Raw genomic sequence first — 16,187 nt, 5'->3', positions numbered from 1 at the left:
TCTACTTGTTTTTTCTAATAAAAGTTTCAAATTGTTCTTTTGACCATGTATTTACAACTAAATCTTTTTTCACCCATGCTTTTTGCGCATATTTCGTACCAATTTCCATAAATAATAGTTGCTCAATTGCATGGGCATCTGTATTTATTGCGATTGGCACATTTAATTCCATCGCCATCATAAGATGTTCTATGCATAAATCTAAACGGAAAGGGTTCGCATTTAGTTCTAAAATTTTACCGTACTCATTTGCCCATTGGATTAATTGCGGTATATCAGGATTATAACCTTCACGTTGACCTATAATGCGCCCAGTTGGATGAGCAATCATGTGTACATATGGATTACTGATTGCAGTAAATAACCTTTTCATAATCTTTTCCTGAGGTTGTGAAAAACTAGAATGGATTGATGCAATTACAAAATCCAGTTCTTTCATCACATCATCGTCATAATCTAACGTTCCATCTGGTAAAATATCCATTTCTGTACCTGCATATAGGGTAAAGTTTGGATGTGTTTCATTAAACTCAAAAATATCAAGACGCTGTTTTTTCAATCTTTCAGGAGTTAATCCATTTGCGACTTTTAAATATTGAGAATGGTCCGTAATCACACCATGTGTATATCCACGACTAATTAAAGCCTCACCCATTTCTCGAACAGTGTGGGCACCATCTGACCAAGTTGTATGCATGTGTAAATCAGAGACAATTGAATCTAAGGTAACAAGATTGTCTAATTCATCTAAACGTTCAAGCTCTTTACCAGACTCCCTTACTGTTGGCGGGATAAATGGTAAATCAAAATGAGCAAAAAATTCTTCTTCTGAATCAAATGTTACAATCGTTCCATCTTGTTGTTCAACACCATATTCACTAATTTTCTTGCCTTGTTCTTTTGCTAATTGACGCATGCGAACATTGTGATCTTTTGAACCTGTAAAATGATGGAGAGCCGTTGCAAATTCATTTTCAGCAACTAATCGGAAATCGACACTTACTGGGTCTTCCCCGTCAATAATGACAGACACTTTTGTATCCCCTGCTGCGACTACTTCTTTTATTACTAAGTTTTCAAGCAATTGTTCCTTCACTTTTTCTGGCTTGTCCGTAGCAACAATAAAATCAATATCTTTACTCATCTCACTGACACGACGGAAACTTCCTGCTACTGAAAACTTTTGAATTTCTAAAATGTCCAAAAGTACATTTTGAATATCCACCACCACTGTTTGTAAATACCAAATCGGTAGACGTTCTTTCCGTTCTCCAAAATGTTCTAGTTCTTTTAAAATCTTTTCTTCTGTTTTCGGACCGAAGCCTGCCAGTTTTTGAACAGCGTTGGATTCACAAGCTTCTTTTAATTTTTCTGCACTATCAATGCCAAGTTCACTATAGAGTTTAGCAAGTTTTTTCCCACCAAGGCCAGGAAGCTTCAATAATGGAATTAATCCTTTAGGTACTGCTTCTTCAAGCTCTTGTAATTGTGATGATTCTCCTTTTTCAATCAACTCATAGATGACAGCAGCTGTACCTTTTCCGATACCTTTAATTTTCGTAATGTCTTCTATCTCATCTAGACTTCTTTCATCTAGTTCCAGGGCATTGGCAGCTTTTCGAAAAGCTGAAATTTTAAAAGGGTTTTCACCTTGAAGTTCAAGTAATAGCGCAATTTTTTCTAATGTTTTGATAACGATTTTTTTATTCATAAAGAACCTCCGTCCATGCGAAATAGATTCAATTTGTCATCGTGAAAAAGGAAAGTGGCTGTCCAGAAAATGTAATTCTTCTAGACAGCCTATCCTATTCTTATTAAATTTCTGTAAAAAATGTTGTAAATATATTTAAGTTTCGTTACAGAAATTGTGCTCCTGTGGTGGTCGCATTAAAATGCCACCATCCTCGTCTCAAAGGGGACGTCTAAAATAAATTTTCAGACGTCCCCTTTACTATTTATAAATATACCACCAATTTTGTACAATTTTAGTCAAAATCGGTGTATGTTCTAACATAAGATTAGCGATAATTGAACTGCCCATTAAGTTTTGAACAGAACTAATTGGTATCAATGCTAACACATACATAATAATAAACAAAATAAAATAAAACTCTACAAAGCAAAGTGCTGCACCTAGAACTCGATTCACCGAGTTTAATATAGGAAAATACTTTAAGAAATCGAATACAGAAGCTAAAATTTGCATTGCAAGTTTAACGACAAAGAAAATTACTGCAAAGGCAATAATTCGATAAAACGTTTGATCGACATCTAAACTATCTAAAATTAACGTCATGGAAGAATCTTGTGTAATTCCTGGATAAGGAACCCATAAAACAAATTTTTCTGCCAATGGTTTATAATAGATATACGCAACTAGTAGTGCAATAAAAAAACTAGATAAGTGAATGGCTTGCACAATAAAGCCACGTTTCAATCCAACAAGTAAACTACCAGCAAAAATCAGTAATAAGATAATATCTAACATTTATTTCAACCCTTTAATTTTTTCAGCTCTTCTTCAAGCTGTTCAACTTGCTCTTTTAATTTTAATAGTTCATGAACAGTATTAACAGCTGTAAGTACTGCTAACTTTGAACTATCTAAAGATGGATTATGTATATGTATTTCTTTCATTTTATCATCTACTATGGATGCAACTAATCGCATATGACCAGTCGATTCAGTTCCTACCATTTTATAAGAATGACCGTAAATTTCCACGGTTATTCGATTTTTTACTTGTTCCTGATCAACCAAAATAATACCTCCCAGAACGTATATAACAAGCTAATCTTTCAAAATGAAAGAAAAAGTCGATAATCTATATCGTTTTATTTCTATCAAATTAGAATATATTTGGAAAATTTATAATACATATCATAACATGAAACGTATTTTGATGTGAACAACGAACCAAGAAAGGGACGAACTTATGTCGAATATTGTGTTACAACTTTCATCAGAGATACAAAATGAAATAAAAACTTACTATGCAACTTCTACGGTGGAACGAAATGCACCGGGTGTCATTTTTGCTGCTAAACTTCCAGATACAGCAATAACGATTTATAAATCCGGTAAAGTAATGTTTCAAGGAATCGGTGCAAAACGTGAAGCAAGTCGTTGGGGTGAAGTGAAAGAAAAAAATCCTGTACAAAACCCTAATCCCAATGCAATTAACGCAAAAGGCGATAAACTTCCAGAGAACTTTGCTACAATGTCGGTTATCGGTTCGGATGAAACAGGTACTGGCGATTACTTTGGACCAGTAACGGTTGCAGCTGTTTATGTACCAAAAGATAAAATTGAATTAATTTATGAAATTGGTGTTAAGGATTCAAAAATGTTAAATGACACCCTTATGACAAGAATGGCTCCAGATATTATGAATATTTGTCCCCACAGCATATTAACTTTACGGAACGAAAAATATAATCAGCTTCAAGCAAAAGGCTATTCTCAAGGAAAAATAAAAGCAATGCTTCATAATCAAGCGTTAAAAAATGTTTTATCGAAAATTGCGCCTAAAAAACCAGATTATATTTTAATTGACCAGTTTGCAGAACGAAATATTTACTATAACCATTTAAAAAATGAGAAAGAAATTGTTCGTGAAAATGTATTATTCTCAACAAAAGCTGAACAACTACATAGCGCCGTTGCAGCAGCCTCTATTTTAGCTCGTTATGCCTTTTTAAGAGAAATGGATCGACTAAGTAAAATTGTAGGAACTGAACTACAAAAAGGAGCAAGTGGTAAAGTTGATGAAATGGCAGCGAATATTTGGTTAAAACACGGAGAAGAAACGTTACGCTCTATGGCGAAATGGCATTTTGCTAATACCGATAAAGCCCGCCATTTAATTGAGAAAAAAAGAAAATAGAAAAGGGATTGTCTGAAAACTTGTTTTGAGACAATTCATATGAGACGAGGATAGTGGAAATTTTTTTCGACTACCGCAGGAACAAAGCTAAGAAGAGGGCTGTTCAGTAAATTTCACCTTCCTGGACAAGCCCTTTTCTATAATTTCCCTAATGGTATTGGACGAACCGGTGCTTGTGCTTTTTGGGTTTGTTCTATTTCATTTTGACCAATTGATTTTTGTAAAATATCCCTCAAAATCGGTTGACACGTTCTTCCTTGACAATACCCCATTCCAGCTCGAGTCCTTTTTTTAACCCCTTGAACACTTGTGCTTCCCTCATCTATCGCTTTTAAAATCAATCCCATGCATACCCCTTCACATCGGCATATTAATAGGTCATCCATCTATCTTTTTAAATACTCCTCCCATTTGTCTCTCATAATTTGTCTCCCTTTACGAATTTCCGGAAGAAATGTAATTGGCGAAAGAATTCTTGCCTTTTCTATCTCATTAAATGCAACAGATATTTCATTTTCACTACTTAAATTAAATTCTCTTAAAATACTCCTTGCGGCAAGTTTCCCTTGGGCCATTGCCACTTGAGCACCTTCAATACCAGTAATATTACCTGCAACATAAATTCCTTCTACTGTAGTTTTCAAATGTTCATTATGCAATGGAACAAATCCACCTAGTTCAGGAATATCTATAATGACACAATTAGCTAATTGAGACAGATCAATCAGCGGTAATAACCCTCCAGATAGGCAAACCGTATCTACATGTAAAGTTTTTTCAACCTCTGTTACTTCACCATCAATCTTTAAACTTCTTACATTGACACTCTGAACTTCTGCGCGGCCGTTGATTTGTGTTACTGCTTTTCTAAAATAAATGGGAATCCCATTTATTTTTAGTTGCTTATATTTCAGCAAATGTAATAAAAGTTTTGTATAAGCACCATGAACAAATTTTCCACCCAAACGATAAATTGGATTTGTCGCCATTCCAGCAGCTGATGCAACAGATTCTAGTACTTCTTTAGGATTGCATTTTTGATTTAACAAGTTTGTAGTAGGTGGTAAAAATAAGCCTTTCACATTTACCCCTGCATGTTTCATTTCAATTGCGACAGAAATGGATAGTGGATCGATCCCAACAAAAATAACATTTTGCCCAATTTTAACATTGTGGAGATTCGTAAATGTTTGGGCTGCTCCGACAGTAACGACCCCTACCTTTTGCCATCCAGGTATAGGCAATGCTTTTTCTATTGCTCCCGTAGCTAATAAAATTGCTTTTGCCTCTATCACTTTTACCACTTCATTTGATAGAAAAACTTTTTTATCCTCTATTTTCCACACGGATGTGTCAAATAAAAATTTCACACTTAGTGCCTTTGCTTTGTCAGCCAAATCCTTTGCAATTATTTTCCCAGCCCAAACTCGTTTCTTTCTTCTGTCCTCATATAACTGCCCTAACAAACGTCCACCTGAACGATAATTTTCATCCACAATAACTACTTGTAGACCTTTTAAAGCAAGTTCAATGGAAGCAGTTAATCCAGCAGGGCCAGCACCAATAATAACAACATCACACTTCATCATTTTGCACACCAGCAAGATTACTTGTGACAATCATATTTTCTTCAATTAGGGTTAAACAAGTACGTATTCCCGGAATGCCATTCACTGTTGCTCTACATTCAAAACAATGCCCAATTCCACAATAGACCCCTCTTTGTTCCCCAGTAACCTCACATTGACGAATTGCTCGTATTCCATTATTAAATAATGCTGCTGCTATTGGCTGTCCTTCAATCCCTTTTATTTCTTTCCCATTAAAGATAAAATGGATTTCTTTTTGCTTAGCCATCGTAACCCCTCACAAATTTGAATTTAACCTAGTAGGTAAAACTCTCAAAAAAACGACTCATATGAAATGGTGTTAAATCCATCTCAGTTGTTTGGTCAGTAACTATTTCTGCAATCATTTGACCCGTGATAGGAGCTAGTGCAACACCATCCCCCTCATGACCAGCAGCAATATATAACCCACTAACTGTAGGAACTTCTCCAATAACTGGTAAATTATCAGGAGTGAATGGTCTGAACCCAACAAAGGAACGAATTAAATTAACATGCTGTAAACATGGAAAAGCAGCAATAGCCTTTTTAGCTATTTCCGTTAGGATGAAGCTATTCACAGAGGAATCAAAACCAGCAAATTCCCTGGAACCTCCAATTAATAGATTTCCACTTTTCGTTTGACCCATTGATAGTCCGATTCCTAATGGATTTTTTTCAGGCGGTTCTTTTTGTAATTTCGATACAATATATGAACCACCTAAAATATTACAATTTATTATTTTAGGTAATTTTTCAGTAACTAAAATAACGCCTTTTCGTGGCATAATCGGTACTTCTAAATGGAGTGAACTTAGTAAACTAGTTACCCATACACCACAACAAAGTACAACGCAATCTCCATATATTTCACCTTGTGTTGTATTTACACCGATTACACGACCATTAACTTCTATGAGGTTTGTAACTTTACAATTTAAGTGCATTGTCATATTTGCTTTAGATGCAGCCTTTGCATAGGCAAAGGCTGTTTTAAGAGGATTTACTTCTGCATCTTGTTCACACCAAGTAGCAGCTAAAATTTTTGGAGACAGGTTTGGGTTTATCTTCCTTGCTTCATCACCAGTAATAATTGTAACTTTTAAACCAGCTTCTCTTTGCTTTTGAACATGTTCATAGAGTACTTTTAATTCCTCTTCATTATTAATTAAGATCATGCCGCCACCGTTTTCGTACTCTAAATCTTCCCCTAATTCTTCTTCAAGATTTTTATACAATTCCGCGCTTTTCATCGCCATTGCTAGCGTCGGCCCGGACTTTTTCGACTGTAACATTATTGCCTTGTCACATGCACCTGACGTACCTGCAGCAATATCCTTTGCATCAATCAGAACAACATTTACATCTTTTTTGGATAAATAATAAGCTACTGATGTTCCAATAATTCCTGCTCCGATGACGATGACCTTTTGCTTCAACGTCAATACCCCCAAAATAAAACCCAAGTTTTAGCCTATATTATGCATGCTCAATATTAATCGTTCTATCCGAGTCTGTTTTATTTGGGAGTAATAAAGACACTAAAACCGTTAAAATTGCAGAAACTAATACACCCCACAAGATACCATATATTACCGATACAATAGCACCTGATACAAGGCCGATACGTCCGCCCCATACGGAGACTTTACTATTTTGAGAACCCATTTCAAATTTCTCAGATTTTCGCTTTTTCCATATAAGCCCGATAATTAATACAGGTACGACCCCTCCACCAGTCATCGTATACGCGAAGGAGAATAAACTGATAATGGATTCTGAATATACCGCTGCTAAAATAGAGAAAATCCCCACTAAAACTACTAGCCATCTTGAAATAGCAATTATTCTTTGATCCTTTAACTCTTTCGAAAATGGAATAATTAGATCATTCACAATAACAATGGCTGCCGAATGTAATTGTGAAGAAGCACTAGAAATGGCTGCTAAGTAGATTAAAATAAAGAATAAAATCGCTACTAACTGAGTCATCTCGTTTAAAATAAGCCAAGAAATCGCATTACTAGCTTCAACATCTGGATTAATCGCTTTCACTATCATACCTGAAACAGAGGCTAAAATAGTAAAGATGATTGCAGCAATACCACTATAAAACATTGCTCGACTCGCTGCTTTTGGATTCACTGCAGCAAAACTTCTTTGCCAATATACTTGAGCAGCTAAAATACCAAAACACCCAGTAATGAATAGATTTAAGACTTCCCAACCGGAAATACTTAATTCCGTTAAGTGACTAGCACCTACATCAGCTAACATCGTTTGAAGATTAGAGTAGCTAAAATCGACCTTTGCAAATACCTTAATATAGAACCATACGGCAAGACCTAATAGTAATACCCCTTGAACGAAGTCGGTCCATACAACGGATAACATACCACCAACTGTTGTATAAATAATAAATACAGCAGAAAAGAAGAAAATTAATGGAAGAGGGTCCGCGCCAGTAAATACAGAAAATAATGCACCCATCCCCTTTGCTTGCCCACCAATCCATGCAATCATAATGGCAGAAGTCAAAATACCCACAATGGCACGAGAGACTTTATCCCGTAGTATGAGATCATTTAAAAGTTCTGCAATACTTTTATAAGTAAAACGTGCAGCAAACCCTGCAAATATTAGAGCAAATAATATCTTTGATCCTTGCTCACCAATAATAAATGGGATATTCGCAACACCTACTTCAAATCCCTTTGAAGAATGTCCTACAAAGTTTCCAACACCCATAATTGTTGCTATATCAGTAAATAAAATTAAGAAAAATGGTAAGGTTCCACCAGCTATAGCGAATTGTAAAAAACTTTCACTCGACTTTTTACGGAAGCGTAAAGACATACCAATAAAGAAAAGACTTAGTAGTATCGTAATCACCCAGGTCCACGTAGCTAACATTACATTCCCCCTTTTTTATTGGTAATGTATGTCTATGCTTTATTAACATCATATATAAATTAAAAACCGTACTACCAACTTTGCTACCAGTGATAGTACGGATTAACTATTTCTTATTTTACAAGTTTACTAATTGCTTTAAATGTATCTCCTTTAGCAACCTGAAGCATTTCAAATAATGCCATTTCGACATTCGTCACTTTCGCACCAAGTTGGACCATTTTTTGTAGTCCAATGGCAGAATTTTGTGCTGTTCGTGAAGAAACACAATCTGCTAAAACTTCTACCTCATAGCCATTAGCAAGTAAGTGTGCTGTTGTTTGATAGACACAAATATGTGTTTCAATTCCTGCTAATAATACTTTTTTACGTCCTGTTGCTTCTAATTGTTGGACAAACTCTTCTGTATCATAAGCACTAAATGTAATCTTTTCAATTGGTTGTTGATCTGTTAAATGTTGTGAAATTTGTTCAACAGTTGGGCCAAGTCCTTTTGGATATTGTTCTAACCAAAGTACCGGCAATCCCAATATTTTTACACCTTCAGTTACTTTTGCAATATTACTTATCACTTCTTCACTATTATCAACAATTTGAGCTAACTTTCCTTGAATATCAATTAGTACAAGTACAGTATCTTCTTTTTGCAACATAATCATTTCCCCTTTGTATTCCAATTTCTTTCCTTATTATATATTGAATAAATAGTAAATTGAATTCTAAATATATGAAAATACTCCTTAACCCAGATAATTCTTGCATAAAAAAAGAACCCATTTATTAATGGATTCTGATATAGTAATAGTTTTTATCGTAGTATTAGCTTCTTAAATTTTCCCACACAGCCGCGATTCCTTGTCCACCGCCAATACAAACTGCACTTACACCATATTTAGCGTTTCTTCTTCGTAGTTCATAAAGTAACGTTAAAGAGATTCTCGTACCACTCGCTGCTAATGGATGACCAATTGCTACCGCACCGCCATTAACATTACCAATTTCTAAATCAAATCCTAATTCCTTTTGACATGCTAAATATTGAGCAGAGAAAGCTTCATTAATTTCAATCAAATCGATATCGTCTAAAGTTAAATCTGCTTTTCTCAACGCTGATTGGATTGCTGGTACTGGTCCTATCCCCATATACTTTGGCTCTACTCCAACAACATCCCATGAAACTAATCGAGCAATTGGTTGTAAGTTGTTTGCTTTTGCATATTCGCTTGAAGCAACAATCATCGCTGCTGCACCATCTACCATCCCGCTAGCATTTGCTGGTGTTACTACTCCATCTTTTACGAAGCGAGGTTTAAGTTTTGCTAATTGTTCTAAAGAAGACTTTCTTACATGGTCATCGTTCTCAATCACCACATCGCCTTTCCTTGTTGAAATAGTAACAGGAACAATTTCCTCTGCGAAATATCCTTTTTCAATGGCGTTTAAAGCACGTTCATGACTTGTTAATGCATGAAGATCAACTTCTTCACGAGAGATATTATATTTACTAGCTAGATTTTCAGCAGTTTCTGCCATAGAACATCCACCAACCGTATCATTTAGCCCTTCCCATAACCAATCTTCAACAACTGTTGAACCAAGAGGGGTACCTGATCGCATACCTTTCACTACATGAGGAACTTGACTCATACTTTCAGCTCCTCCAGCCAAAACTACTTGCGCTTCCCCTGACTTTATTAGACGTGCAGCAGAAATTAGCGCTTCTATTCCTGTCCCACATAATCGATTTACTGTCACAGCCGGTACTTCAATAGGTATCTCAGATTTCAATCCGACGTGCCTTGCAAAAAATAAGGCATCCTTACTAGATTGATGTACGTTACCAAAAACTACATGATCGATTTCTTTTGGATCAATTCCAGATTTTTTTATCGCTTCCTTTGATGCAATTGCACCTAAATCAATTGCGCCTATATCTTTAAAAGTCCCTGAAATATTAGTAAATGGGGTTCTAGCACCATCTAAAATAACAATTTCCATAATAAAACCACCTATTCTATTTCTTAGTTAATATTAATGTAACTTCAGAAATCATTTTATTTCGTATCTCCATAGGAATTTCCATTGCTTTTGGAGTATCTAAAAATGAAGTCCAAGCTCTAATTTCATATCCTTGGGCAACACAATCTTCTCCCTTATAAAACTCATGTGAGATTTTAAAAACTTTACGATGCAATTCACTAATAACACTTTTTACAGTTACTTGATCCTCGAAAAATAACGGTTTCTTAAATTGACATAATGCTTCTACTAAAGGAACGTTTATTTTCATTGTTTCAAATATAGTATTTGATCGAATCTCACTTTTGTTTAGATATTCATGTGTTGCCTCATCCATCCATTTATAAAAATTTGGGTAGAACACAATGCCAGCAGCGTCTGTGTCACCCCATCTAACTTTAAAGTCATATTCTACTAGCATAATTAATTCCCGCCCTATATTGGTATTCCATTTCGATAAACTAATTCGAATAAAAATGGCAACGTTATAAGAAAGGGGTGTCCCATAATTAATTGGAACATCCCCTACGTTTCGCCTAAATAAATCTTTATTGTATTCTGAATCATTTTGAAACTATGCGTTGTATTGTACTGTTTTATCAATTAATGGTAAATTTAACTTTTTTGAAAGTTCCTCGATGGACAAATCACCATATATATCAATCACGTGGATGCCATCTTTTTCAAAAGTAAATGCAGCATATTCACTTACGAATAAATCTACTTTTCTTTCACCACTAGACTTGTATGTTAATTCATCAACTAATTTAGGTGAACCATCTTTTGAAAATAATAAGGATGCTACAATTACTTTTTTAGCTCCTGCAACTAAATCCATTGCTCCCCCAACCCCTAAAATAGGTTGATTTGGAACAGCCCAGTTGGCAATTTCACCTGTTTTATCAATTTCAAGTGTCCCTAAAATGGCTACATCAATATGGCCACCGCGAATCATCCCAAAAGAATCTGCGCTATTAAAGAATGCTGCACCTTTCGTAATTGTAACAGGTGACTTTCCTGCATCTACAATATCTGGATCCACCTCATCTATTGGTGGTCTCGGTCCCATTCCTAATAATCCATTTTCTGTTTGTAAATAAACTTGTTTATCTCCAAGAAAAGATGTTACTAACGTTGGAATTCCAACACCTAAGTTGACTACATCTCCGTCATTTAGTTCTTCTGCAATTCTTTTTGCAATAATTGCTTTACTATCTAGACTCAACGTACGCACCTCTTTCCTTTTTGTATCCCGTTTGAACTATGTAATCTACATAGAGATGTGGGGTTACAATAATTTCTGGATCTAATTCATCTACAATTTCATCCACTTCAGCAATGACAATATCAGCTGCAGTTGCCATCATTGGATTGAAATTACGTGCAGTTGCGTAATAAGTTAGGTTCCCTAATTTATCTGCTTTTGCAGCTTTAATTACTGCAACATTACCCCGTATAGCTTTTTCAAAGACATACCGTTCTCCATCGATTTCACGAATCTCTTTTCCTTTACTCAATTCTGTTCCAACTGCAGTTTTTGTGTAAAAGCCACCAATTCCTGCACCACCAGCACGTATCGCTTCAGCAAGTGTGCCTTGTGGAAGCAATTCAATTTCTAATTCGCCTCTTGACCAGGCCATTACCGCTTCTCTATTAATAGTAAAAAAAGAGCCGACAGCTTTTTTTATTTGTCCCGCTACAAATACTTTGTGTAACCCTTGTCCGTTTTCGCCAAGGTTATTACTAACAATTTCTAAATCTTTTACATTTGTACGAGCGATTTTGTCTAAAATAGTTAATGGACTACCTGTAGCACCAAATCCTCCAACTAGAATTCGGTCTCCATCTTTCACTAATTCTTCTATTTTGTCTATATTAACTAATTTCTTCATTCCTTCACCTCATACATGATTGTCTGGCAAAACCTTAAACTAGTAATAAATAGTGCTAATTGCCATCCAAAAAGTTATTTTGTATGATAAGAAAAGGATTTATAATTTAGCAACAATTCGCATTTTATGCATTAGTATTTTGTTTGCAGACAAAACAATGCATCGAATTGTTTTCGGTTCCCAAACCTAATCAAATTATAAATCTCTTTCCTTGAGACAATTAGTATAAGTTGCAGCTTACACTAATTGTCTTGCATTCATTATATTTTCAACTAACTTCGTATTCACTTTACCAGAACGGAATTGATCACTAGACAAGACTTCTTTTAAAAACGGTATAGTTGTACTAATTCCTTCTACTTTAAACTCGTCTAATGCCGCAAGCATACGTCTTATTGCATGATCACGATCATTTCCAAGGACAATTAGTTTACCAATCATAGAGTCGTAGAAAATAGGTACTTTATATCCTTGATAGCAATGGGAATCAACGCGAACTCCTGGACCTTGAGGAATTTGCCATTTTGTAATAACACCTGGTGTTGGACGGAACCCTTCATTCGGTTCTTCTGCATTTATTCGAACTTCAATAGCATGTCCTCTTATTAGAATGTCTTCTTGGCTATAATGTAATGGCTCTCCATTTGCAACATGTATTTGTTCTTCAATTAAGTCGACATTTGTAATCATCTCTGTTACAGGATGCTCTACTTGAATTCGTGTGTTCATTTCTAAGAAATAGAACGTACCAGCATCTTGGTCAACAATATATTCAACTGTTCCAGCACTTTGGTAATTCATTGATTGTGCCAGTTTAACTGCAGATTGACGAATTTCTTCACGTAATTGTTCTGAAATGAGTGGTGCAGTTGCCTCTTCCACTAATTTTTGATGTCTACGTTGCGTTGAACAATCTCGCTCACCCAAATGAATCACATTACCATATGAATCACCTAAAACTTGAATTTCAATATGGCGTGCATTTGCAATGTATCTCTCAACATACATAGATGAATCACCGAATGCAGAAAGTGCTTCAGCTGATGCAGATTCAAAGGTTGATTGAATTTGCGATTCATCTGTAACAATTTTCATTCCTCGACCACCGCCACCAGCAGCAGCTTTAAGCATGACAGGTAGTCCGATTTGCTTTACAATCTTCACAATTTCATCCACAGAATTTACTTTTTCAGAACCAGATAGTATTGGCACTCCACATTCTTTAGCCAATGATCGAGCTACTAGTTTGTTCCCCATCTTTTCAATGTGCTCAGGTTTCGGTCCAACGTAGATGATGCCGTTTTCTTCACAAGCTTTTGCAAGCGCTGGAACTTCAGATAAAAAACCATACCCCGGATGAATAGCATCTACTCCTACTGCTCGTGCAGTAGTAATAATAATAGGTATATTTAAATAACTTTTTTGAGAGTTTGCAGGTCCTAATACGACAACTTGGTCAGCTAATTGCGCAGGTAGACTTTCTTTGTCAGCCTCTGAAACAGCAAGTACTGTTTTAATACCTAGTGCTTTACAAGTACGTAAGATTCGTAATGCAATTTCTCCTCTATTAATAATAAGTAAGCTTTTAATTTTCAAAGATTTATACCTCCTACTTAACTTTTACAGAAATAAGCGCATCTCCGTACTCAACTAGTTGTGCATCCTCAACATGGATCGCTACTACTTCTCCTTCAACGCCAGCAGGAATTGCACTAAATACTTTCATAATTTCAATTAATCCTACTGTAGAATCTTCAGATACTTTATCTCCAACTTTAACGTATGGAGCAGCTCCTGGTTCTGATTGAGCATAGTAAATTCCTGTTGTTGAAGCTGTAATTGTCACAACACCTTCTTGTTCCGGAACCTCTACTTTTTGTTTTTGTTGGACTGGTTCAGCTACAACTTCTTCTACCACTTCCGGTTTTTCAGCTACTGCTACTGCTTGAGCTACTGGAGCGGCTTCTTGAGCAACCGTATTAGCAACTATTGTTGAATTAATAGTAGGTACCACTTCTTTACCTATTACAATTTTATTCTCACCGTCTTCAACCGCTAAATAATTGAAAGGCGAACTTTCTAATTTCTCAATAAGCTTTGTTAATTCCGTTACTGATAAATTCTTTTCAAAAATTTGATTAGACATATTTTTTTCCTCCCAATGTTTATTTACTTGATAATACTAACGATTGATTTTTTGTTTGAATTTGTACATGTTTAATACTACTATTTTTACTAATATTCGATAAAAGTTGTTCAAGTGGTGCTTTTGCAGAAAAGTATTGTTTATATGGCCCGGCTTTGCGCATTTCTTCAATATCTTTTGTACCTTTCATAATATAGCGCAACATAAATTCTTCATCCGAAAGCGTTGGACCACCAAATTGTTCTTTTAACTTTTTGATCGGTATATCTTCAACCGGCTTATAATGTAACTCTTTAGCACGTGGTAAACTTAAGAACTTATCTTTTAAGTTTTGATCCATCATTAAATATCCTGAATCTTCACTATATATTCCTGCAGCAAATTGAATTAATTCGTCAATAACCACTTTGTAACGTTCACCTGTCGCCACGTTGATAGCCGCTTGCGTTACCATAAATTGAGAGTATGGCGTAATCATCACTGGATATCCAAGTTCAGCACGAATGCGAATTGATTCTTCCACCACTTCTTCAACTCGATCTTGTAAATTCATACCAATTAGCTGATAACGTAAGTTAGAAATTACACCACCAGGAACTTGGTGAATATATTGCGAATAGTCATATTCTAGAGGAGCACCAATTGGTAAGTTGTCTTCTTTTGCAACAACCATTAACTTATCTGAAACTCTTTGAATACGTTCAATATCCAAACTATGACCAAAATTTAAATGTTTTGCATTTTCAATTGTGGTAAATACAGATGGTTGGCCCGATCCACTCGCTAATGGTGGGATTGATGTATGAAGAGTTCTTACACCAAGTTTCATTGCTTCTACATAAAGCTCATTTGCAAGGCCAGTTGTACCATGAGTATGGAACTCTATTGGAAGTCCATTTGAGTTTTCTATAATAATAGGCAATATTCTTCTTAAACTTTCAACCGTTAATAGACCAGCCGCGTCTTTAAAATAAATAACATCCGGCTTATTTTTTACGATTTCTCTAGTTTTCTTAGCAAAATATTCATCCGTGTGTCTTGGAGAGATACTATAGGCAATGGCATGTACTACCTCTACCCCTTTACTGCGCAAGTAAGGTAAGAACCACGGGAAATCTGTTTTTAAATTTCCAAATATATTGGCCATTGTTTGAACACGATTTAGTGCACCCCGATCAATTAGAAGATCATAAAATAGCTTTGAAACAGAAGGAGGTGTTTCTAAAAGTTCGAATAACACTAAGCCTGGTTCACCCATAAATGCCTTTTTTGAATTTGGCATTTTCTCCCCAATAATTCTCACTAATTCCCATGGATCTTCTTTCAAATCACGTACAATTTTTTTGAAGTTGTAAGGCATAATTGGCACTTCAACAACATCAAAACCCGCTTGATCTAAATCTTCTGCAACCGCTTCCACCATACCCACTCGGGATTCAGCAGCCCACAAACTTTGTGTACCATCCCTTAACGTGGTATCAACATAACGAATTTTTTCCATAACGATTAACACACCCTTTTGTTAGAAAATTTAGAGTTTTAGAAAATGCATTTTTTCATAGAATAAATTTGATTATTAGAGAAAAATACGCAATTTCTAAGCGGAATCCGTATTCCGTATCCAAATTCTAACTTGAGTGTTATACAATGTCAACACAATTTATAAAATTCTGAAAATAATTTAAGTTGTAATTTTTTCTTTTTTAATATTATTAATGTGTTAT

17 protein-coding genes are annotated in these 16,187 nt (G+C 35.4%); 1 reads left to right on the top strand and 16 read right to left on the bottom strand.

Annotated elements, in window-relative coordinates:
• Position 1: 1 nt before the first annotated feature.
• The 3 genes from polX to zapA all read right to left on the bottom strand — a co-directional run bounded on the left by polX (position 2) and on the right by zapA (position 2,760).
• Positions 2 to 1,711 (bottom strand): DNA polymerase/3'-5' exonuclease PolX, encoded by a 1,710-nt coding sequence (polX, locus tag D8M03_RS00735; protein ID WP_121212763.1) that lies wholly within the window; start codon positions 1,709 to 1,711, stop codon positions 2 to 4.
• Between the two features lie 240 nt (positions 1,712 to 1,951).
• Positions 1,952 to 2,488, bottom strand: coding sequence for a CvpA family protein (locus D8M03_RS00730; RefSeq protein ID WP_121212762.1), 537 nt, complete (start codon positions 2,486 to 2,488; stop codon positions 1,952 to 1,954).
• A 5-nt stretch (positions 2,489 to 2,493) separates the two neighbouring features.
• Positions 2,494 to 2,760, bottom strand: a complete 267-nt coding sequence (gene zapA, locus D8M03_RS00725; RefSeq protein ID WP_121212761.1) for a cell division protein ZapA — start codon at positions 2,758 to 2,760, stop codon at positions 2,494 to 2,496.
• 175 nt (positions 2,761 to 2,935) lie between these two features.
• Here zapA and rnhC point away from each other — a divergent pair, with 175 nt between their 5' ends.
• The gene (gene rnhC / locus D8M03_RS00720) at positions 2,936 to 3,886 is read left to right on the top strand and encodes a ribonuclease HIII (RefSeq protein ID WP_121212760.1); all 951 of its coding nucleotides are present in this window, start codon (positions 2,936 to 2,938) and stop codon (positions 3,884 to 3,886) included.
• A gap of 137 nt (positions 3,887 to 4,023) precedes the next feature.
• Here rnhC and D8M03_RS00715 read toward each other — a convergent pair whose 3' ends face one another.
• The 13 genes from D8M03_RS00715 to D8M03_RS00655 form a co-directional block, all read right to left on the bottom strand.
• Positions 4,024 to 4,272, bottom strand: coding sequence for a (2Fe-2S)-binding protein (locus D8M03_RS00715; protein WP_121212759.1), 249 nt, complete (start codon positions 4,270 to 4,272; stop codon positions 4,024 to 4,026).
• On the bottom strand, positions 4,273 to 5,475 hold the full coding sequence (locus D8M03_RS00710; protein WP_121212758.1) for an NAD(P)/FAD-dependent oxidoreductase: 1,203 nt from the start codon (positions 5,473 to 5,475) through the stop codon (positions 4,273 to 4,275).
• Positions 5,462 to 5,743 carry a (2Fe-2S)-binding protein gene (locus tag D8M03_RS00705; protein WP_121212757.1) on the bottom strand — a complete coding sequence of 94 codons (282 nt, stop codon included), beginning with the start codon at positions 5,741 to 5,743 and terminating at the stop codon, positions 5,462 to 5,464. Before D8M03_RS00705 ends, D8M03_RS00710 begins: the two co-directional genes overlap by 14 nt.
• Before the next feature lie 28 nt (positions 5,744 to 5,771).
• Positions 5,772 to 6,932 carry an NAD(P)/FAD-dependent oxidoreductase gene (locus D8M03_RS00700; protein WP_170148358.1) on the bottom strand — a complete coding sequence of 387 codons (1,161 nt, stop codon included), beginning with the start codon at positions 6,930 to 6,932 and terminating at the stop codon, positions 5,772 to 5,774.
• A gap of 40 nt (positions 6,933 to 6,972) precedes the next feature.
• Complete coding sequence (locus D8M03_RS00695; RefSeq protein ID WP_121212755.1) at positions 6,973 to 8,406, bottom strand: sodium:solute symporter family protein; 1,434 nt, start codon at positions 8,404 to 8,406, stop codon at positions 6,973 to 6,975.
• 113 nt (positions 8,407 to 8,519) lie between these two features.
• Positions 8,520 to 9,059, bottom strand: a complete 540-nt coding sequence (locus tag D8M03_RS00690; RefSeq protein WP_121212754.1) for a hydrolase — start codon at positions 9,057 to 9,059, stop codon at positions 8,520 to 8,522.
• Between the two features lie 166 nt (positions 9,060 to 9,225).
• Entirely contained in the window at positions 9,226 to 10,407 is a 1,182-nt protein-coding gene (locus D8M03_RS00685) for an acetyl-CoA C-acetyltransferase (protein ID WP_211330845.1), read from the bottom strand.
• A gap of 13 nt (positions 10,408 to 10,420) precedes the next feature.
• Positions 10,421 to 10,846 carry an acyl-CoA thioesterase gene (locus D8M03_RS00680; protein ID WP_121212752.1) on the bottom strand — a complete coding sequence of 142 codons (426 nt, stop codon included), beginning with the start codon at positions 10,844 to 10,846 and terminating at the stop codon, positions 10,421 to 10,423.
• A 153-nt stretch (positions 10,847 to 10,999) separates the two neighbouring features.
• Positions 11,000 to 11,650, bottom strand: coding sequence for a CoA-transferase (locus tag D8M03_RS00675; RefSeq protein WP_121212751.1), 651 nt, complete (start codon positions 11,648 to 11,650; stop codon positions 11,000 to 11,002).
• Complete coding sequence (locus D8M03_RS00670; RefSeq protein ID WP_121212750.1) at positions 11,637 to 12,317, bottom strand: CoA transferase subunit A; 681 nt, start codon at positions 12,315 to 12,317, stop codon at positions 11,637 to 11,639. Before D8M03_RS00670 ends, D8M03_RS00675 begins: the two co-directional genes overlap by 14 nt.
• 237 nt (positions 12,318 to 12,554) lie before the next feature.
• Positions 12,555 to 13,907 (bottom strand): acetyl-CoA carboxylase biotin carboxylase subunit, encoded by a 1,353-nt coding sequence (locus D8M03_RS00665; RefSeq protein WP_211330844.1) that lies wholly within the window; start codon positions 13,905 to 13,907, stop codon positions 12,555 to 12,557.
• A gap of 19 nt (positions 13,908 to 13,926) precedes the next feature.
• Positions 13,927 to 14,463 carry an acetyl-CoA carboxylase biotin carboxyl carrier protein gene (locus D8M03_RS00660; protein ID WP_121212748.1) on the bottom strand — a complete coding sequence of 179 codons (537 nt, stop codon included), beginning with the start codon at positions 14,461 to 14,463 and terminating at the stop codon, positions 13,927 to 13,929.
• Between the two features lie 19 nt (positions 14,464 to 14,482).
• Positions 14,483 to 15,964 carry a hypothetical protein gene (locus D8M03_RS00655; RefSeq protein ID WP_121212747.1) on the bottom strand — a complete coding sequence of 494 codons (1,482 nt, stop codon included), beginning with the start codon at positions 15,962 to 15,964 and terminating at the stop codon, positions 14,483 to 14,485.
• Positions 15,965 to 16,187: the final 223 nt, after the last annotated feature.

It is taken from the genome of Ureibacillus endophyticus (assembly GCF_003628435.1).
GTDB lineage: Bacteria > Bacillota > Bacilli > Bacillales_A > Planococcaceae > Ureibacillus > Ureibacillus endophyticus.
This window is presented reverse-complemented; position numbering and strand designations above follow the sequence as displayed.

Excerpts from the sequence above, each read along its gene's own strand:
- D8M03_RS00655 (WP_121212747.1), bottom strand. The coding sequence starts at position 15,964 with ATGGAAAAAATTCGTTATGTTGATACCACGTTAAGGGATGGTACACAA.
- rnhC (WP_121212760.1), top strand. The coding sequence starts at position 2,936 with ATGTCGAATATTGTGTTACAACTTTCATCAGAGATACAAAATGAAATA.
- D8M03_RS00680 (WP_121212752.1), bottom strand. The coding sequence starts at position 10,846 with ATGCTAGTAGAATATGACTTTAAAGTTAGATGGGGTGACACAGACGCT.
- polX (WP_121212763.1), bottom strand. The coding sequence starts at position 1,711 with ATGAATAAAAAAATCGTTATCAAAACATTAGAAAAAATTGCGCTATTA.
- D8M03_RS00710 (WP_121212758.1), bottom strand. The coding sequence starts at position 5,475 with ATGATGAAGTGTGATGTTGTTATTATTGGTGCTGGCCCTGCTGGATTA.
- D8M03_RS00715 (WP_121212759.1), bottom strand. The coding sequence starts at position 4,272 with ATGGATGACCTATTAATATGCCGATGTGAAGGGGTATGCATGGGATTG.
- D8M03_RS00670 (WP_121212750.1), bottom strand. The coding sequence starts at position 12,317 with ATGAAGAAATTAGTTAATATAGACAAAATAGAAGAATTAGTGAAAGAT.
- D8M03_RS00705 (WP_121212757.1), bottom strand. The coding sequence starts at position 5,743 with ATGGCTAAGCAAAAAGAAATCCATTTTATCTTTAATGGGAAAGAAATA.
- D8M03_RS00690 (WP_121212754.1), bottom strand. The coding sequence starts at position 9,059 with ATGTTGCAAAAAGAAGATACTGTACTTGTACTAATTGATATTCAAGGA.
- D8M03_RS00660 (WP_121212748.1), bottom strand. The coding sequence starts at position 14,463 with ATGTCTAATCAAATTTTTGAAAAGAATTTATCAGTAACGGAATTAACA.
- D8M03_RS00730 (WP_121212762.1), bottom strand. The coding sequence starts at position 2,488 with ATGTTAGATATTATCTTATTACTGATTTTTGCTGGTAGTTTACTTGTT.
- D8M03_RS00695 (WP_121212755.1), bottom strand. The coding sequence starts at position 8,406 with ATGTTAGCTACGTGGACCTGGGTGATTACGATACTACTAAGTCTTTTC.